The sequence below is a fragment of the Nostoc sp. JL33 genome (assembly GCF_017114985.1).
Taxonomy (GTDB): Bacteria; Cyanobacteriota; Cyanobacteriia; order Cyanobacteriales; family Nostocaceae; genus Nostoc.
Window position 1 is genome coordinate 43,632 of sequence record NZ_JABXKP010000088.1, and the last position, 17,980, is coordinate 61,611.

15 protein-coding genes are annotated in these 17,980 nt (G+C 43.9%); 3 read left to right on the forward strand and 12 right to left on the reverse strand.

Translation table 11 applies throughout. The features are described 5' to 3' along the window. Window positions 1-11: 11 nt before the first annotated feature. The 8 genes from HWQ23_RS26020 to purC all read right to left on the reverse strand — a co-directional run bounded on the left by HWQ23_RS26020 (window position 12) and on the right by purC (window position 9,198). The gene (locus HWQ23_RS26020; protein ID WP_292834860.1) at window positions 12-1,280 is read right to left on the reverse strand and encodes a DNA cytosine methyltransferase; all 1,269 of its coding nucleotides are present in this window, start codon (window positions 1,278-1,280) and stop codon (window positions 12-14) included. Between the two features lie 155 nt (window positions 1,281-1,435). Further along, a complete protein-coding gene (lpxB, locus tag HWQ23_RS26025) occupies window positions 1,436-2,602 on the reverse strand; it encodes a lipid-A-disaccharide synthase (protein ID WP_292834863.1) in 1,167 nt (388 codons plus the stop codon). A 100-nt stretch (window positions 2,603-2,702) separates the two neighbouring features. Further along, complete coding sequence (gene lpxA, locus HWQ23_RS26030) at window positions 2,703-3,521, reverse strand: acyl-ACP--UDP-N-acetylglucosamine O-acyltransferase (protein ID WP_292834970.1); 819 nt, start codon at window positions 3,519-3,521, stop codon at window positions 2,703-2,705. A gap of 312 nt (window positions 3,522-3,833) precedes the next feature. Next, entirely contained in the window at window positions 3,834-4,364 is a 531-nt protein-coding gene (fabZ, locus tag HWQ23_RS26035) for a 3-hydroxyacyl-ACP dehydratase FabZ (RefSeq protein WP_292834866.1), read from the reverse strand. A 99-nt stretch (window positions 4,365-4,463) separates the two neighbouring features. Continuing rightward, window positions 4,464-5,336, reverse strand: coding sequence for a UDP-3-O-acyl-N-acetylglucosamine deacetylase (lpxC, locus tag HWQ23_RS26040; RefSeq protein ID WP_292834869.1), 873 nt, complete (start codon window positions 5,334-5,336; stop codon window positions 4,464-4,466). 203 nt (window positions 5,337-5,539) lie between these two features. Then, window positions 5,540-8,191 carry a BamA/TamA family outer membrane protein gene (locus HWQ23_RS26045; protein ID WP_292834872.1) on the reverse strand — a complete coding sequence of 884 codons (2,652 nt, stop codon included), beginning with the start codon at window positions 8,189-8,191 and terminating at the stop codon, window positions 5,540-5,542. A gap of 45 nt (window positions 8,192-8,236) precedes the next feature. Beyond that, window positions 8,237-8,437 carry a hypothetical protein gene (locus tag HWQ23_RS26050; RefSeq protein ID WP_292834875.1) on the reverse strand — a complete coding sequence of 67 codons (201 nt, stop codon included), beginning with the start codon at window positions 8,435-8,437 and terminating at the stop codon, window positions 8,237-8,239. 23 nt (window positions 8,438-8,460) lie between these two features. Continuing rightward, entirely contained in the window at window positions 8,461-9,198 is a 738-nt protein-coding gene (gene purC, locus HWQ23_RS26055; RefSeq protein ID WP_292834878.1) for a phosphoribosylaminoimidazolesuccinocarboxamide synthase, read from the reverse strand. A 693-nt stretch (window positions 9,199-9,891) separates the two neighbouring features. On the opposite strand from purC, the gene HWQ23_RS26060 reads away from it, so the two are divergent. Continuing rightward, window positions 9,892-10,152 (forward strand): DUF7219 family protein, encoded by a 261-nt coding sequence (locus tag HWQ23_RS26060; RefSeq protein WP_292834881.1) that lies wholly within the window; start codon window positions 9,892-9,894, stop codon window positions 10,150-10,152. Between the two features lie 67 nt (window positions 10,153-10,219). Here the strand turns inward: HWQ23_RS26060 and HWQ23_RS26065 are convergent, their stop codons facing one another. The 4 genes from HWQ23_RS26065 to HWQ23_RS26080 all read right to left on the reverse strand — a co-directional run bounded on the left by HWQ23_RS26065 (window position 10,220) and on the right by HWQ23_RS26080 (window position 16,334). Next, on the reverse strand, window positions 10,220-12,841 hold the full coding sequence (locus HWQ23_RS26065; RefSeq protein WP_292834884.1) for an adenylate/guanylate cyclase domain-containing protein: 2,622 nt from the start codon (window positions 12,839-12,841) through the stop codon (window positions 10,220-10,222). A gap of 101 nt (window positions 12,842-12,942) precedes the next feature. After that, a complete protein-coding gene (locus tag HWQ23_RS26070) occupies window positions 12,943-14,073 on the reverse strand; it encodes a glycosyltransferase family 4 protein (RefSeq protein WP_292834887.1) in 1,131 nt (376 codons plus the stop codon). A gap of 332 nt (window positions 14,074-14,405) precedes the next feature. After that, window positions 14,406-15,560 carry an NAD-dependent epimerase/dehydratase family protein gene (locus HWQ23_RS26075; protein WP_292834973.1) on the reverse strand — a complete coding sequence of 385 codons (1,155 nt, stop codon included), beginning with the start codon at window positions 15,558-15,560 and terminating at the stop codon, window positions 14,406-14,408. 243 nt (window positions 15,561-15,803) lie between these two features. Beyond that, on the reverse strand, window positions 15,804-16,334 hold the full coding sequence (locus HWQ23_RS26080) for a hypothetical protein (protein WP_292834890.1): 531 nt from the start codon (window positions 16,332-16,334) through the stop codon (window positions 15,804-15,806). A gap of 220 nt (window positions 16,335-16,554) precedes the next feature. On the opposite strand from HWQ23_RS26080, the gene HWQ23_RS26085 reads away from it, so the two are divergent. Together HWQ23_RS26085 and HWQ23_RS26090 are read left to right on the forward strand one after the other, a co-directional pair. Then, window positions 16,555-17,343: an FHA domain-containing protein gene (locus HWQ23_RS26085; protein ID WP_292834893.1), complete on the forward strand. Its 789-nt coding sequence runs from the start codon at window positions 16,555-16,557 to the stop codon at window positions 17,341-17,343. Between the two features lie 258 nt (window positions 17,344-17,601). Beyond that, window positions 17,602-17,955, forward strand: coding sequence for a slr0373 family blue light stress response protein (locus tag HWQ23_RS26090; RefSeq protein ID WP_292834896.1), 354 nt, complete (start codon window positions 17,602-17,604; stop codon window positions 17,953-17,955). The last annotated feature ends 25 nt before the right edge of the window (window positions 17,956-17,980 follow it).

Below are 17,980 nucleotides of genomic sequence, written 5' to 3' on the forward strand. Positions count from 1 at the left end.
AAAGTGTATTCTTAACAGCCACACTGATAATATTGTGCCGCTTGCGAAATATTAAACTGTAATAGCTTCTCCTCTGGCAACTTGTATGGGAAACTCGGCTTAAAAGGCGAAAAATTCAAACTGCGAATAATTTCCGCCGCCACAGCCTTTGCTAGTAGGGGTGGTACAGAGTTACCTACTTGTCGAAATCCGTGCCATTTGGTTACATGAAATCTAAACCAATCGGGGTAAGAATGCAATCTCGCCGCTTCCCTGACTGTGATACAACGCGGTGTAAATGGATGAATCGGTCTAGGAGATGTGAAAGAACCCCTATACTTGTCTGTTCCGGCTCTTAAAGTATTACAGACACCAGCAGGATGCAGCTTATAAAAACGACTAATTTTTTCTCTCTCGCCTTGTTGAGTCTCCTGAAAACGTTTAATAGTTTCCGCAGAATGTTTTGTTCTTAAACTTGAAGAAAGTATTCGCAAATCATATTCACGTTTGTAAGAATAATCATCGTCTAGGCATTTGATCCCGCGAAGTACAAGAGCATAGTTACTAGGCTTTTCGTATTCTGCTACAACCCAATCTTTTGTTAGTAACTCAGGATATTTTTCTATTTCAGGTAAATCTCTAATTGCATCCCATACTGTAGGACTCAACGGAATATCAGATATTTTTTTAGAAGTTAAATTATTTGGTAATGCTTGTTTACTAATCGGCTGAGGATATTTCGGTAATTCTACATCCTCCCTTGCACCTATGAGAAATAATCTCTCACGGGACTGTGGGACTCCGTAATTTGCAGCGTTGAGAATTTGGTAATTTTCTTCTACTTTATAGCCGTGAATTCTAAACTCGCTAATTAAGGCTTGGAGTATTTGTTTATGTTCGCCAACTGTGATCCCCCGGACATTTTCCATTACAAAGAACTTTGGTTTTAGCTCAAAAACCAGCCGATGAAAGTGAAATACCAAAGAGTTTCGGGGATCATCAATAGCCCGTTTACCAATTAGGGAAAATCCTTGACATGGTGAGCCACAAATTACCACATCAATTTCACGATCGCCAATCTTAGACCGATTCCTAATTTCTTCCCCGGTTGTATCCACAACACTTTTACATAACACTGAGCAATAAGGGAAGTTAAACTCATGTGTTGCACAGTGGATCGGGTCGATTTCCACAGACGCCAGCACATCAAAACCAGCTTGTTCAAATCCAAGAGTCATACCGCCTGCGCCAGCGAATAAGTCAACTGCGATCGCTCGTTGTTTTCTCATCTCATAAGCCATGACACCTTAACATAATTCATAATTGATAATTCATAATTCATAATTACCCTATGGATAAATGCGGCTTCTGGCAAAAACAGATGCTTTGCACTTAATTTTACTCCTAAATAAACTGATTGATTCTCTATTTTCAATTACGAATTACGAATTACGAACTACGAATTATTTGGTCGCATTTGCAAAATTTCTTGAGCAGCGCGATCGCACACTCCAATTTCTCCCAAACTCTGCCGCATTTCCTGATAATCTAGCAAAGTTTGCTCTCTGCGACTAGGATTGAGTAGCAGTTCCATCGCCGCTTGGATAATATTCTCTGGTGTGGCTTGCTCTTGTAAAAATTCTGGCACAATCGGCTTCATCACGACTAAATTGGGTGGCGATGCAAAGGTTATAGAACCTTTGAGGATTTTACGAGCTATCCACGCAGTCAGACGACTGAGCCGATAAACTACAACTTGCGGCACATTTAACAGAGCAAGTTCTAGATTCACAGTACCAGATTTGCTAATGGCTAAATCAGCCGCAGCAAAAACTTCCTTTTGTTGATCTAATAGGACTGTAGCCCGCAAACCGTAACGCTCAATAGCCTCCTCAATTGGCTGTCTATAGACTTCCAAAGATAGGGGAATCCAAAAATGAACTTCGGGTAATTTAGCTTGAATAGTTTGGGCAGCTTGAAAAATAATTGGTAAAAGATATTTTAGTTCTTGGCGGCGAGAGGCGGGTAGGAGTGCGATCGCAATTTCTTCTGGCGCAATCCCCAATGTTGCACGCGCTGCTTCCCTACTAGGAGCGTCTTGCATCCGGTCAACCAAGGGATGCCCTACCCAACTAACTTTTGCCCCTTGTTCGTGAAAGTAACGGGCTTCTTGTGGGAAAATTGCCAACAGCTTATCTGTAAAACCAACAATCCGGTTAGTTCTACGCAAATTGACTGACCAAGCCCACTCTTGAGGAGCAATATAATACACCACAGGCACATGTGGTAAGTGCCGTTTCATATAAGTCCCGATTTCCAGATTGGGAGTCATATAATCGATCAGCACCACTAAATCCGGTGGATTTTGTTTTAGGGAAGCGATCGCTTTACGTTGCACCTGGAGAGTCGGTAAAATATAGGGCAGCCCTTCTTGAATACCCATTGAGCCAATACTACTGGTATTTCCCAGCAGAATTGCCCCAGCCTCTACCATTTTTTCGCCACCCAGCGCCACAATCTCTAATTCCAACCCAATCGCCACAGCTTGACGCTTCAGCGCTGTAATTAGCAACGACCCTTGTAAATCGCCAGATACTTCGCCAGTGCTGATAAATAGCCGCATTTGATAATTAGTAATTAGTAAAAATTAAGAGTGAGTAGTTAGGAATGAATAGTTAGGAGTTAAAAATTTAACTCATAACTCATAACTCCTAACTCATAACTCACGATTCATCACTCGCGCCTTTTTTCCCCTTACCGGGAATCAAGCCACGCCTTCCTGGCATCTGAGAAAGTAGCAAAAAGCGTCGCAGATGCTGCAATTCTTTGCTATCCCCTAACAATTCCAACTGTTCCAAAGCATCCTTAAAGGACAAATCAGAACGGTAGAGAATGCGGAAGGCTTTTTTCAGCATTTGCAAATCTGCTGAGTCCATACCAGACCGTTTAAGTCCGACAAGGTTGAGGGTTCGTACCCGCGCCGGATTTCCCTCCACGAGCATATATGGGGCCACATCCCGGTCAATACGTGCCATGCCTCCCACCATTGCCTGTCTACCAATACGCACAAATTGATGGACACCTAAAACCCCACTCAGCCTAGCGCGTGACTCTATATGGACATGACCTGCCAACGCCACAGAGTTAGCAATCACTACTTGGTCTTCAATCACGCAGTTATGAGCCACATGAACATAAGCCATCAGCAAGTTACCATCACCAATTACCGTCGCTTCACCAGCACCGGTAGCGCGGTTAATCGTAACGTACTCACGAATCAAGTTGTTATCACCAATTTTGACCCAGGTTGGTTCTCCCACAAACTTGAGATCCTGGGGTTCCATGCCGATGGCTGCACCTGTAAAAATCTGATTTTGCGCCCCAATTTCACAAGGCCCCTCTAGCACTGCATGAGCGCCGATTATTGTTTCAGGGCCTACTTTGACATGCGCTCCAATCACAGCATAGGCACCGACTTGCACTGTATGGTGGAGTTCCGATTTCGGATCAATTACAGCAGTTGGATGAATTAGCGTTTTCAAGGGTGAATCTCCAGAACTGTCTTGATAATCCAGCGCCGGGCCGGGTTTCTGAGGCAGCGTGTTACTCTGGTTAAGAGAGTTGTACCGACTGCCGTCCCATCGAGGCGACTGGCGTTGTTGAGCGTGAAGTATTTCAGTGAACGAAAGTGTCGGGCAAAGCAAGTTAAGTGTGTTTGTGAGTGCATCTCGTCAAGAGGGCGTCGAAAATCAAGAAATTATCAGATGCTGTCGTGGATTTTTTTTTACTGTTATCCTTTTTCAGGATTCAGTAGGGGCATGTCACGGCTATGCCCACACCACGAAAGCAAACTTTTAGTTAACTAGAGAAAACATTAATTCCCCTTCACAAGCAAGTTGACCGTCAACTTCGGCACGACCTTGCATCTTACCGAAACGACGTTGTTTTACCCATAACAGTTCCACCGTCATTACTAGTTGATCTCCCGGTACGACCTGGCGGCGAAAGCGGACTTTATCGATACCAGCGAAGACGAACAACCCGCCTTCTACCGGAGACATTTGAGTTAGGACAATGCCCCCAACTTGTGCCATTGCTTCGACAATTAGCACCCCTGGCATCAGTGAACGTCCAGGGAAATGTCCTTGGAAATGGGGTTCGTTGATAGTGACATTTTTAACGCCTACAGCTTTTTTACCTGGAACGTAGTCAATTATTTTGTCTACAAGTAAAAATGGGTAGCGGTGGGGTAGCAATTTCTGAATTTCTTCAGATGTGAAAGTTGTTTTAATCTCAGAACTGATTTTAGTCTCATTTATAGCCTGTGGTTCGGTAGATGTAGGTGTAGCCGTATCGATGATATTCACTTCAGTGAGGATTGACATTGGCCGTGTGGTTAATTTTTCATCTGAAAGTTGAGTAGGCAGGCGTATATCCAAAGCCTTAATAATCCAGGGTTTTAGGCTTTAGATCCAATCCCAAATCTAAAATCGTTCGACTGAGCGATCCCGAAGTCCAAAATCTAAAATTCTTTGAGCCAGCTGAATGTGTAAATTATGACTGGCTTTATACGCTAAGAAATGAGCAGTAGGAAAAGTTCCTAGTAAACTTAAATCTCCTACTAAATCCAAGATTTTATGACGGACTGGCTCATTTGCAAATCTCAATGGTGGATTTAGCCAGCCTTCTGATCCACAAACGAGTGCATTATCCAAACTGCCACCTTTAATTAAACCTGTTTTTTGTAAGTGTTCAATTTGATGCAGTAACCCAAAAGTACGGGCAGGAGCAATTTCCGCAGCAAAGCTAGCAGAAGCTTTTTCTAGTTCAGCATTTGGTGACCAACTATGCCATTGATTACCAATGGCGGGCAGGTCAAAATCAATACCGTAACTAAAGCGGGTTTCTGGTGCTGGGAGGGCACATACAAAGGCATCCCCTTGATAGACCCATATTGGTTCTGTAATAGCCTTGGGAACTTGGTTGTTAACCGGTTGTGATACTAAGCCAACTTGGGCAATGTTGGCTGTCCACACACTTGCTGAACCATCCAAAAGTGGAACCTCTGGGCCATCAATTTCAATCCGGGCATTATCCACACCCATACCCGAAAGCGCTGCCAACAAATGTTCTACCGTGCGAACATATACCTCACCCTTACCCAACTGAGTTGAGAGAACAGTGTGACTAACTGCCGCAACTTGAGCTGGAATGATCGGCAAATCCGGTAAATCCACCCGCACAAAGTAGCGTCCACTTCCCGCCTCAGCTGGTAGTATCCGCACCTGGGTACTCACACCGCTATGCAGTCCCACCCCTGTTTGAGTGATTTGGCCTGCTAGAGTGTGTTGCTGCATAACCGAAAAGTCAATATATTTCCTTTAGTATTGTTCATCGTCTGTTTTGGTAAAATCCCTGATATTCCCCTAAAAATGTCATTAATCCCTTTATCGGAACAGTATTGAGGTAAATGTAAAAATTAGCAAGCTAATCCAAAAAAGTTATTAGTTAAGAGTGAGGAATGAGGAATTAAAATTCATAACTCCTAACTCCTAACTGGTTAAAACCTTTCGCCAATACCAAAATTAATCCGGCTATCACCGTCATCGTTGATACCATAGTCAATACGAATTGGCCCTAGTGGAGACTGGACGCGAACGCCGAGACCATAGCCGTAGCCACTTCCGTTCTTATTGAGCACATCAGCTGCTAGGGTACTAGTACCCAGGTCACTGCCGATATCAAAAAATAGTGCGCCGCTAACTACTGAAAAAACTGGGAACCGATACTCAACTGATGCTTGCACATAACTGCGTCCACTACCTAATGCTCCTTCTTCATAACCCCGGACGGAGTTGCTACCCCCAAGGGTAAAAGCTTCGTAGGGAGGCAAGTCACCGAAAATGGTTCCTGCTTGGAAGTTAAATGCTAGAGTTTGTGCCCCTTTGGAGAAACTAATCAGCTTGATGGGTAAATATTGGCTGTAGCTACCCCGTAATCTGGTGAGGAAAATGCTGCCTAGTCCCACAGGCACTGACTGATCGATTCCAAGGCGGAGATAAGAACCACTGGTAGGCTGCAAGGGGTTATTACGGAGATCGCGCTGTACCCCTAGTTGCAATAGCACCAAGTCGTCTTCACCTGAACCAGAGAAGCTAAGTGGAACTTCTTGGCTGATGCGGTTCCCATTATTCTCATCAAATATCGCTCCTGTTTTTCTGAGATTGCCATCGGCATCACGGGCGGAAACTCGTTGATACTGTAAACCGGCTGAGGCACTCCATACGGAAGTTTTGTAGGGATTGGAGGACAGGGGACGGGTAAAGGTGACACCACCACCTAGACGGAGAATGCGAGGGCTATCGTGAGAATCTGTATTAGTGGGATTTCCTGGGTCAAATGTTCTAATATCCTGATCTTTGCCATCAAAAATCAACGAAATGGAACTGCGGCGAAAAAGATTGACTGTGTAGGAAGTCCGGTAGGGATCTCCGGCGATCCAGGGGTCTGTATACCGCAGGTCAAACAGCAGTTCTCGCTCTCCCACCTGTACCTCTGCACCCAGTTTTTGGTTCCTACCGTTCAGGTTTTGCTGTTGATAGCTAACTGTGCCAAACAGTCCGCTAGCAGAACTAATCCCTGCCCCAGCTGCAATAGAACCGCTACCGCGTTCAGCTACATTCACTACTACATCCACCTTGCTGGGGTCAGTACCAGGGTCAAGGGAGACATTTACATCTTCAAACAGTCCCAGTCCATACACTCGCTGTAGGTCTTTTTGCACCGTGTTGCGGTTGAATACTTGTCCTGGCTTTAATTCCAATTCTCGTTTAATGATGTAATCTTGCGTCCGTCCGCGAATCGGTTGTCCCTTCTCGTCTGTCTCCTGACCATCTTTATTGCGGAACCGGACTCTAATGTTTTCTACTACCCCTTCTGCTATTTGCAAGGTGACAATTCCGTTTTCAGAGACTTGTGGCGCTCCAATCACGTTGGCTAGCACGTAACCTTGGTCTTGATACCGCTTGTTTAACTGCTTGATGCCTTCCTGCAAGTCACGCAAGTTGAGGATTTTACCATACTGCTGGCGAAAGACTTCATCTACAGTGTTAGGTGGTAGTACGGAAGCAACACCAGTACCAGGGTTGGCTTGTACCTGTACCTTGGTGAGGACGGGGTTAGGCTGTACTACAAAGCTCACTCGCACTCCCAAGGGCGTATCTTCTGGCGCGGCTTGGACGTTGGAGAAGAAGCCAGTACCAAAAATGGCGTTAATATCTTCTTGCAGTTGGCTGCGGGTTGTCGTTCGTCCTGGTTGGGTACGGATTACTCTGTAAACTTGGTCTTCTAATTCTGGTGATAGTTGCCCAGCCTGGGATCTAACTACTACTTCCGACACCAGTACACGGGGGTCATTGGCTTCTGGGGCTGTGTTGGGTTGAGTATTTCCCGGAGTTATCGGCGGGCTAACATTCTGCGGATTTGGAGTCCCGCCTGGGCTTGGGGTAGGTGTTCGTTGTTGAGTACCTGGGGGTGCAATGCCTGGAGCGGTTGATGGTTCTGGAGTTGTGGGTAATAAAGGTTCGTTTGTCGGTGGATTGACATTTCCTGGGACTGGAGTAGTCTCAAGAGTTGGCGAAGGTGTTTGTTCTTGAGTACCTGGGGGTGGAATGACTGGAGCAGTTGATGGTTCTGGAGTTGTGGGTAATAAAGGTTCGGTTGTCGGTGGATTGACATTTCCTGGGACTGGAGTAGTCTCAAGAGTTGGCGAAGGTGTTTGTTCTTGAGTACCTGGGGGTGGAATGACTGGAGCAGTTGATGGCTGTTGAGTAGGGTTGGGATTTATTAGAGGGGCTTGTGCAGTTCTTGGCGTTGTCGAGGTTGGTACTATTACCCCTGGTTTTGCTTCGGCGTAGCCCGCCTTCTCTACGAGACGCTCCGCGAATGGCATCGCTGCTCGATTGACAGGGTAAACTGTGGCAATGGGAGATTGTAGATGTTCCGCCTCTGTAACCCCTGTGGGATTAGGTCGAGATTTTAAATCACTAGAGTCACCCTGACCAGTGTCCTTTTCTGGCTGCTCATTTGTTCCTAGTGTCAAAACTTCTGTTGTCAGTTTTGAACTGTTGGCGGTTTGTGCATTTGCACTCATTGAGCCGCCCAAAGGGGCTGCAATTGCTACTGCTGCCAGCAATACGGGAGATAAACGCATTTTACTTATGATTCCTATTCACGACCACACACACACCATCACAAATTAGTCATTGGGCATTGGGCATTGGGCACTTGTACTGAGCGTTGCCGTTGGCGTGGTCACTGAGCTTTGTTGAAGTGCAGCCTCTCGTAGAGAAGTATTGGGCACTTGTACTGAGCGTTGCCGTTGGCGCAGCCCAAGGTAGAGAAATATTGGGCATTGGGTATTATTTACCAAAGACAAATGACAAATGACAATCCACACGAGTTTAATTGATTTTTGCCCATTTAGTTATTACTCTGTACCGCTTTTAGCACTCTTTGTAAAACCTCCTGGTAGGCATTCTCTACATTTCCTAAGTCTCGGCGAAAGCGGTCTTTGTCCATTACTCGGCGGTTTGAGTCCTCTTCTGCGGTATCCCACAAACGGCAGGTATCGGGGCTAATTTCGTCTGCCAAGAGCAACTGCTGTTGTGAGTCCAAACCAAACTCTAGTTTGAAGTCTACTAGGGTAATGCCGCACCGTTGCCAAAAGTTACTGAGAAATTCGTTGATTTGCAATGCTAGATGTGTAATTGCGTCTACTTGTTCCGCAGTAGCTAGTTCTAGCAGGTACAGGCGATCGCGTGTCAACAAAGGATCTCCTAACTGATCGTTTTTGTAATAAAACTCAACCAAAGGCTTTTTCAGAATTGTACCCACTGGTAACCCTGTTTGCTGACACAGACTGCCAGCAGCAATATTTCTGATAACTACTTCTAAGGGTAAAATCTTTACTGCTCTCACCCGCATCTGATTCGGGGCGGGGCTGTCGATAAAGTGAGTCTTTATACCATTTGCCTCCAACTGTTTAAAAAGCTGGCTGGAAATGCTACAATTAATTTTTCCCTTATCTTGGATGCTGCCACGCTTTTGGGCGTTAAACGCCGTGGCGTCGTCTTTAAAATCGGCCAACAAGACTTCCGGATCGTCCGTTGTATAAAGAATTTTCGCTTTGCCTTCGTATAATTTGGAATTAACAGACATGGTGGCAGGTAAGTTCTAGGCGATGAACCAAAGGTTGTCCTTTGAAGCTTCACCATTTTATCTTTAGTTATTAACTATTAACCATTGGTGATTATTTAAGAGGATGCGGGGATGCCGATAATTGGGCAGAGGGGCAGACGAAGATAAGGGATATCAGGGAGAAATAATCAATGTCCAATGCCCAATGCCCTGTTCTTAGTCATTGGTTAGCAGCAAGTTGCTAAAGATTCACAACTGAATCTCTAACTTTTAACAGAGGACGATTGGCTTTGATAAATAGTATGTTAATGCAAGTGCTTTTATTTACGCCTCTGTAAGAAATATTGCGGATAAAATTTTACTAAGACATACGGTTATGTTTTAATAGTTTGTAACTCAGGGTTTCGGCTGAGGTTAGTTACAATCGGAACTTCATAAATTAAGATGAGAGAAATTGACAACCGGGAGGAAAGTCAAATATTCTTTGTAGTTACTTTAGCAGAAACTTTTTTTGTAACATTTACAACAAAAGTATTTCAAGCTTTATCTTCTAGTCTCAAAATCTGAATTAACCAATTCCCGCATCACCGATTGGAAAAGGAGTTGGATGATTTGATTTCCCCTAGTCTGACGAAAGTAAAGATCAGCGTAGCTAGTAATTAAGCTTTAAAGATTTAAACAGAAAAAGAGGTGAATAAATTGGAGAACAAAATAGTGAACAAGGATGATTTTCTCTATCCTCGTGGTCGCTACTACGGTCAGGTCAAGCCAGAAAACTTGGTTTTTAATGCGAATCTACAGGAATTTGCCCAACGCGTCAGCTACATTTGCAACTTAGAAACAGGTGGAAAACTGCCTCCAGGTGCAGCTTACGAACAAATAAAGGATTTATGGAAACAGTTGAAACGCTCAAAAAAAGAGCTAAGAATTGGCGAAGACCCCTTTCAGGATGACCAGGGAGAGGCTCAAGGGTAAAGGGGAGATGAGGGAGATGAGGGAGATGAGGGGAAATAACCAATGCCCAATGACAAATGACAAATGACTACTTAGTAACTATTGTCCAAACACCATCCCAATGTTCTGGGGGCGGCGTTTGTTGATAATTACGCGCACGTTCTAGGTGGATATCAACAGCTTGGTCTTGGGGTTGAATGCATTTGGCGGCTTGAAAACAGATGATCGCTTGTGAGAAGTTGCGCGATAAATAAGCCGAGCGTCCAGTATGATAGTGAAATAAAAACTCTTGAGTATTGGCATCTAGGGTAGTATTGCGATCGCCAATTAACTCGTAGATATTCACCGCTTGGTGTTTCCCTTTGACGCGAATTTTATCTAACTCGCGCACCCAAATGCGATCGCTGCAAAGCTGGTAAGTAAATTCACTCAAAAGTATATCACAACCATAATCCTTAGTTACCGCTTCCAAACGTGAACTCAAATTTACACCATCCCCAATTACGGTGTAATCCATCCGTTTGCGGGAACCAATATTACCCGAAACCACATCCCCAGAACTAATCCCAATGCCAATACGAATTTGTGGCTGCGCCTGGATAATTCGTCGTTGGTTAAATTCCTCTAGGCGGCGTCTCATATCTAAGGCTGACTGCACAGCCCTCCAAGCATGATTTTCTGTAAGTGGTAGCGGCGCACCAAATACCGCCATTAAGGCATCACCAATAAATTTATCGAGAGTGCCTTCGTAGTTAAAAACCGCCTCCACCATCGTTTCAAAATACTGATTGAGCAGCGATACCACCTCAGCTGCACCGAGATTTTCCGTAAGTGTTGTGTAGCCCCGGATATCAGAAAACAAGATGGTTACTTCCTTGCGCTCACCCACCATTAAAGCATCTTCCCCCAGAGCCATAACTTGTTCGGCTACATGAGGCGTTAAATAGCGGGACATGGTAGTTTTCATCCGTTTTTCCTGACTGATGTCTTCCAACACGACCAAACCACCCCGAACACCGCCTTCTGGGTTAGTTAGGGGATTAACAGTGAGATTCGTACTGCGTTCTAATTGTTGCACCTGATCGGAAGTGAGAAACTCAGATTGGGGAGTGAGGGGTAAATTCCAGGGAATGAAGACATTGGGATTAGTGCGATCGCGCACTGCTAAAATTGAATGCTGATTCCTAATTCCTGTTAACGGTAGCGGGGCGTTTAGCCCGTATTGAGTTTCACTTTTAACTCCTAACTCCTCACTCATAACTTGGTATAGTCCCACCAGCAAACTTTGCTCTGGCACATAATGTTTAGCCCCAGTTTTTAAACTATCTTCTAGCCGCATTTGCAGATTATCAATCGGCACAACTTCCCAAACTAGGCGACCAATCAAATTTTGTTCCCACAAAAGCTTGTAATTTTTAGTATTAGCGTCTCCTATCGGACAACCCAGTAACTCCAGTGCTGCATCATTAATCGTGACAATCCGTCCTGCCATATCTGTAGAAATCACAGCATCTGACAGACTTTGCAAAATGTCTTTTTGATACTGTTTTTCTAACAGCACATTTTCAAACAGACGAGCATTTTCTAAAGCAATTCCTGCCTGAATATTAAAAGCCCGCATAAACTCTTCATCAGATGCAGTAAAACTGCTTTGTTGCTTATTAATTAATTGTGTTACCCCAATCAATTCATTTGCAGAATTAAATACTGGCAAACATAGGATATTACGAGTTCTATAACCAGTTTTTCTATCTGTAGTCGGGTCAAAGCGGGGATCTTTATAGGCATCGGAAATATTTAAGGCTTCACCAGTGGAGGCCACATAGCCAGCAATACCACGGTTCGCGGGAATGCGGATTTCTATCAAGTTTGTGCCATCTGCCGCCGCTGCTACTTTCGTCCAGAGTTCGCTCATCTCTTTACGATATAAAAATAGTGTGCTGCGGTCTGCTTGCATTAAAATTCGAGCTTGCTCCATGACTATCTGCAAAGTTGCTTCTAAATCCAGACTTTGCCCCAGTGTCTGAGTTGCCCGCAACAAAGCCGTTGCGCCTCGTTGATTGCGAGCTGCTACATAAAAAGATTGGCAGCTTTCCAGAATAATACCAATAGAAGCGGCAAAGTCTCGAAAACGTTCTTCATCATCAGAATTAAACGGAACATTCCCGGTTTTATTAGCTAGTTGAACTACTGCTACAGTCTGGTTTTTGCTACTGATAACAGGCATACATAAAATATTATGGATTTTGTAGCCCATTTGTTTTTCAAGTTCTGGGCTAAATAAGGGATGAGTATAAGTTTCAGATATATTTAGATATTCACCTGTACTAGCAACATGACCGGGGATACCCACTGTAATGGGAGTCCGAATTTCTAAGAATTTTTGGGTATTATCTTGGGGAACTTTTGACCACAGTTGACCTTTGTCATAGTCAACTAAAAAAATAGCTGTGTGTTCTGCTTGCAGGATTTGACCAATTTTGAGTGTGATTGCTTCTAGCACCTTCTCCAACATAGTTTCTAGAGCTTCATTATTAATCAGTTCAATGGCTCTAAGAAATTGCTGGAACTCAGCAGTTATGAAGTCGAGTAAACAAACAAATTCATTAACAGATAAATCTTTAACGCGACGCAGTAGGGCGTGAGTACGATTAACTTGAGTCAGTTCAGTTAATGTAGCCAAGACGCTGCCAGGGTTGGGGAGTGTCATGGGAATTTTAGATTTTAGATTTTAGATTTTGGATTTTGGGCATTGGGCAAAACAGTTCCGAGTAAAGAAGTGAGATTCCCCACTCCCTACTCCCCACTCCCCTATTTTGCCAACTGTTCAGCAAATATCACCTTTTGATAGTAATCTTGTAGCTGCCTAGTGGCAGCCGCCCAACCCCAACTTTCTGCTTCCTGGCGAGCATTTTGACGGATGATGTCTCGTTGTTGTTTTTGTTCTAAGAGGCGAATAGTAGCAGCTAATGCTCCTTGAACATCTGCTGTTGGCTCGAAAAGATATCCATTTACGCCATCTGTCACAATATCAGGAATCCCTCCCGAACGGGCTGCTACCACCGGACAGCCAGCAGCCATCGCTTCTAGTAGTACTAAGCCTAGTGTTTCTGTACGGGAAGGAAAGATAAAGGCATCAGCACTCGCAAAGGCAGCACCTAACTCTTTCCCCATGAGATAGCCAACAAAATAAGTGTTTGTGCCAGCAAAGTGTTTTTCCAGTGCTTGACGGTGGGGGCCATCCCCAACCAATGCCAACCGCGCTTGGGGAATTGCCTCTAAAATGGGTTTAATGCGCTCAATTTCTTTTTCAGCAGAAAGCCGCCCCACGTAAAGTAGCAATGGGCTTTCTGGATGATTTTGCGATAGGCGCGATCGCATCTCTACACTAGCTAAATCGGGGTGAAATAATTCCGTATCCACCCCGCGCTGCCATAAATCTACACGTTCAATACCATGTGCTGTCAGTTCCTCCACCATTACTGTGGAGGTACACAGATTTAAAGCTGCTTGATTATGAGCGCCTTTCAGCAGTTCCCAAAGAAAACCTTCCAGCATCCCCAAGCCGTAATGCTGGAGGTATTGGGGTAAATGCGTATGATAAGACGCCACTAAGGGTATTTTGAGGATTTTGCTATAAAATATGCCAGATAAACCTAAAACTGCTGGATTGACGACATGAATAACATCTGGCTTAAACTCTTCTAAAACATACCCAATGGCTGGGCGGGGAAGTGCCATTTTCAATTCTGGATATAATGGCAGAGGAAAGCCAGTAACGCCATAAACTTTAGCGCCTTTGTGTTCAGTGATGCCTCCATCAGGGGCAATCACCAGCACTTGATTACCACTTCGCTGTAAATGGTCAACAGTATGGCGCAGGCGCGTTACAATGCCGTCAACCTTGGGTAAAAAGGTTTCGGTGAATAGGGCAATTCTCATATAAAACTATTCAGTCCAGGCAGATAATCTCAGCTTAGAGTGCATTTTGCTATTAAACCAGAGTAAACTGTCTCGCGTGCTGTAATCAATTCTGCACAGTCAAAATAATTATGGTAAACGCAAATTTAGTAAGCTGTTCCACATTTAACGTGCATAATTAGGGCGGGCAAGATGCCCACCCCACAAGAGTTCTGTTTAATTCGGTTATGCAAATTAGATGTTTTTCAGCTTAATAGCTGGACGATACGCCTGATAAATAATAATTGATTGGTCGTCATATTGTGCTAAAACATGACGACCAGTGTTAAACCCGCTATTTACTGGGGTTTATCCTAATTTCTGTGCCAAGAAACTTTGGGCATAATTTGCTTGTGATCAACTCGTTTTTGATACTTGATGGCAAAGTTTAAGAGAGAATCGAGTAAAGAATCAGAAAGCAAGTGAGGCTGTAAACCTAAATCGAGCAATTTAGTGTTTTTAGCGTTGAAGTAATGTTCTTCTTTCTCGACTCTAGGATTATCTAGGTGATTGATATCTATATTCAATCCGATAGCGTTACCAGCTTTTTTCACCATCAATGCCAAGTCACCAACGCTGAATTGTTCGGTAAATTGGTTAAATACACGGAATTCACCAGCTTCGGCAGGGTTAGCGATCGCTAATTCCACACATCGGACTGTATCCCGAATATCCAAAAATCCGCGAGTTTGCCCACCTTTACCATAGACGGTTAAGGGGTGTCCAATCGCTGCTTGAATACAAAAGCGGTTCAGTGCTGTACCAAACACACCATCGTAATCCAGCCGATTAATCAATAATTCGTCCATCCCCGTTTCTTCGGTTAAAACGCCATAAACCACACCCTGATTTAAATCCGTTGCCCGCAATCCCCAAATCCGGCAAGCAAAGTGGATGTTATGACTATCATGGACTTTGCTTAAATGGTACATTGAACCGGGCTGCTTGGGATAAGGTAGGGTATCCTTGCGTCCATTGTGTTCAATGGTGATGTACCCTTCTTCTATGTCAATGTTGGGTGTACCATATTCACCCATCGTCCCCAGCTTCACCAGATGACAGTCCGGGAAATCTTCCCGCATGGCATACAGTAAGTTCAACGTACCAACTACATTATTGACCTGGGTGAGAACTGCGTGTTCGCGGTCAATCATGGAAAATGGAGCCGAACGCTGTTCACCAAAATGTACTAGAGCGTTTGGCTGAAATTGATGTAATGTTTTATGGAGAAACTCGTAATTAGTAATATCGCCGATGAACAGATCGATAGATTTACCTGTCAAATCTTGCCAGCGCTGGAGGCGTTCCTGAATTAGTGCGATCGGCGTGAGAGTTTCGACACCAAGTTCATTATCCCAGTGCCGCCGCACCAAACTATCTAAAATTCCAACTTCATAACCTCGATTGGAAAGGTAAAGAGCAGTTGCCCAACCGCAATATCCATCACCACCAATAACCAGGACTTTCATCTTCACCAGTTTTTACTTGCTGATAGCTAAATCTATCAGGTTTCTGTCCTTTCTCAATCATCATTCTGGCGGAGATATGGATTTTAGTGGAGTACAGAGTGGGTAAGATGAGGGAGATGAGGGAGATGAGGGAGCAGGGGTAAATGGGTGAAAATGAAGGCAATTCTCCTAACTTTTCACTCCAAACTCCAAACTCCTAACTCCTGTACAGACGCGATTAATCGCGTCTCTCTAACTCCTAACTCAAGACTTGGAAATCCGATACTGTTGGGCAATGTAATAAAACAAACGATAGTAATCTGGAAATTTTTGGCTTTTGCTTCGTCCCTGCCAACAGTATTTCACTTGACTCTGAGTTAGTGTCAGTGTCATCGAACCTACTCGTTGATCAACTTCTACAACCATTACCCCAGATACTCCTTGGGCGGTTTGAAAGTTGGGATTTATCTTTTTCACAGATTCTTGGCCTGTAACAATCGAATTTGGTAACTTCTGACTTGCCCACCCCCGAATTTCCACTGAGTTATCCTGTGGTGAAATAAACGCAACTCCATCATCATTTGCTGGGGCTGCTAAAGAAGTCCAGTTACTCGGATATGGAAATTCAAAGCCATAACGGGAGTTGGTATAAGTTTTCCAGGCGATCGCTCCAGCATTAAAATCATTTGCAGTACAACCCCACAAAATTATTAACAGGGCAATGACTCCGCTAACAGTGGCGGCAAACCGATAAATTCTTCGCCCCAAACTACAGATTTTATTAGCAGTAGCCATTTACATTACACATTTTGCCAAAGTCACTGATTTTAGAGAAGTACCAGAAACTCAGATCAATACCTTCGCCAATTTACTAGCTATTCCCGAATCCGTAAACTCCTGAAGAAACTGCACTAAAAGAGCGCTCATTAAAAATTCAATAATATTCAGGATATTTACCATTCTCTTTTGAGTTCTCAGTGGGGAAACTTATAAAGAGTGCTTTATCACACAATTTATGCACAGTGCATCTCAGACAGCCGAGCTAACTTTGGAGCTTTTCCACTTCCAAACCAACGCATCTTTACAATTTCCAGCAAATCTTTCTGTAATTTGCATCGGGAAGCCAAACGACCAAAAACCACCAGATATTGATATTTCTGGCTTACCAGATTCGGATGTGGCATCTCGCATCCACGCACAAATTTGGGTAAATGGAGATGAATACCATATCACCGATTTGGGCAGTTCTAATGGCACATACATTAACGGTGCGAAACTTCAACCTCAAGTTTTTTGTCCACTGCATCCAGGAGATAGAATTTCCCTTGGGCAGGGAGACAAAATAACTTTCATGTTTAGGGTGCAGCAGCACTCTGCATCTGCCACAAAAAATCCTACACCAAACTCCGCCCCAACAAAAATTACAGCGCCTACCATCGGTAAACAAGAGGAACAAGTAATCCTTGCCAGCAAGCTTATTGGTTTAGGACTAATCCTAGCAGGCATTACATTTTTAAGTACAAGTATTTATGTGAGCGTCTACTTACGCAGCACACCTGGAATTTTGCTGTGTATGGGAGGTGTAGTAGCTCTAAATTGGAGTGGGCGCGATAATCGGATACTGGGATGGGTGTTGATTGGCATAGGAATTGCTCTATTCCTTGCCAGTGGTGTTGTAATCGGCTCTGTGTCTCTTTTTTCTCTGCTGGTGTCATTCGCTGCCATCTCTTGTGGATATCAGTTGTTTACAACCGGAAAGGTGTTCAACTTTAATCCGCTTACGCTCCAAATAGTTAAAAAATAAGCCAACTCAGGCAATCATTGGTTTATTGTTGGTTTAGCGATCGCTAATTTCCATTCAGGTTTCAGATTTTGAGTGCCTAAGTCCTGATTAATTCTCAGAGGTTTGTAATCAGCTATTTATCACTCAATAAACAGCATTTCAGCCTCGATTGTAAACAAATGTAACAAAATTAGCGTTAAAACGTTTTGCTGTCTTGACAAGCAATAAAAGAACCGATACCTTGATATACATACCCGGGTAAGACCGTTAAAGAGTTATATGCAAACGCAAACTAAGCAAAAGGTCACTTTGTATTTATCGCCAGAGTTGCACAGGAAACTGAAGATTCGTTCAGCAGTCGATTCCGAGCCAATGTCAGAACTTGCCGAACGTGCCCTTGGTTTTTACTTGTCTAATCAAGAATTGGTTGATGAGTTAGAAGATTCTTCTTATGGGCGGACTCATAGAGTTTATTCATGCCCAACTTGTGATAGCTCACTAGTCTTACGTGATGGGGAACTGGTTACTTTAGGCAATCAACCAGGAGTAGTTGGTCAACAACATCTTTCCATTGATGAGATGGATGAAGATGAAACCCATCCCAAGAGCGAGGAAGAGTTAGTTCCTTGCTAAATAGATTGGAGTTATGAATTATTCA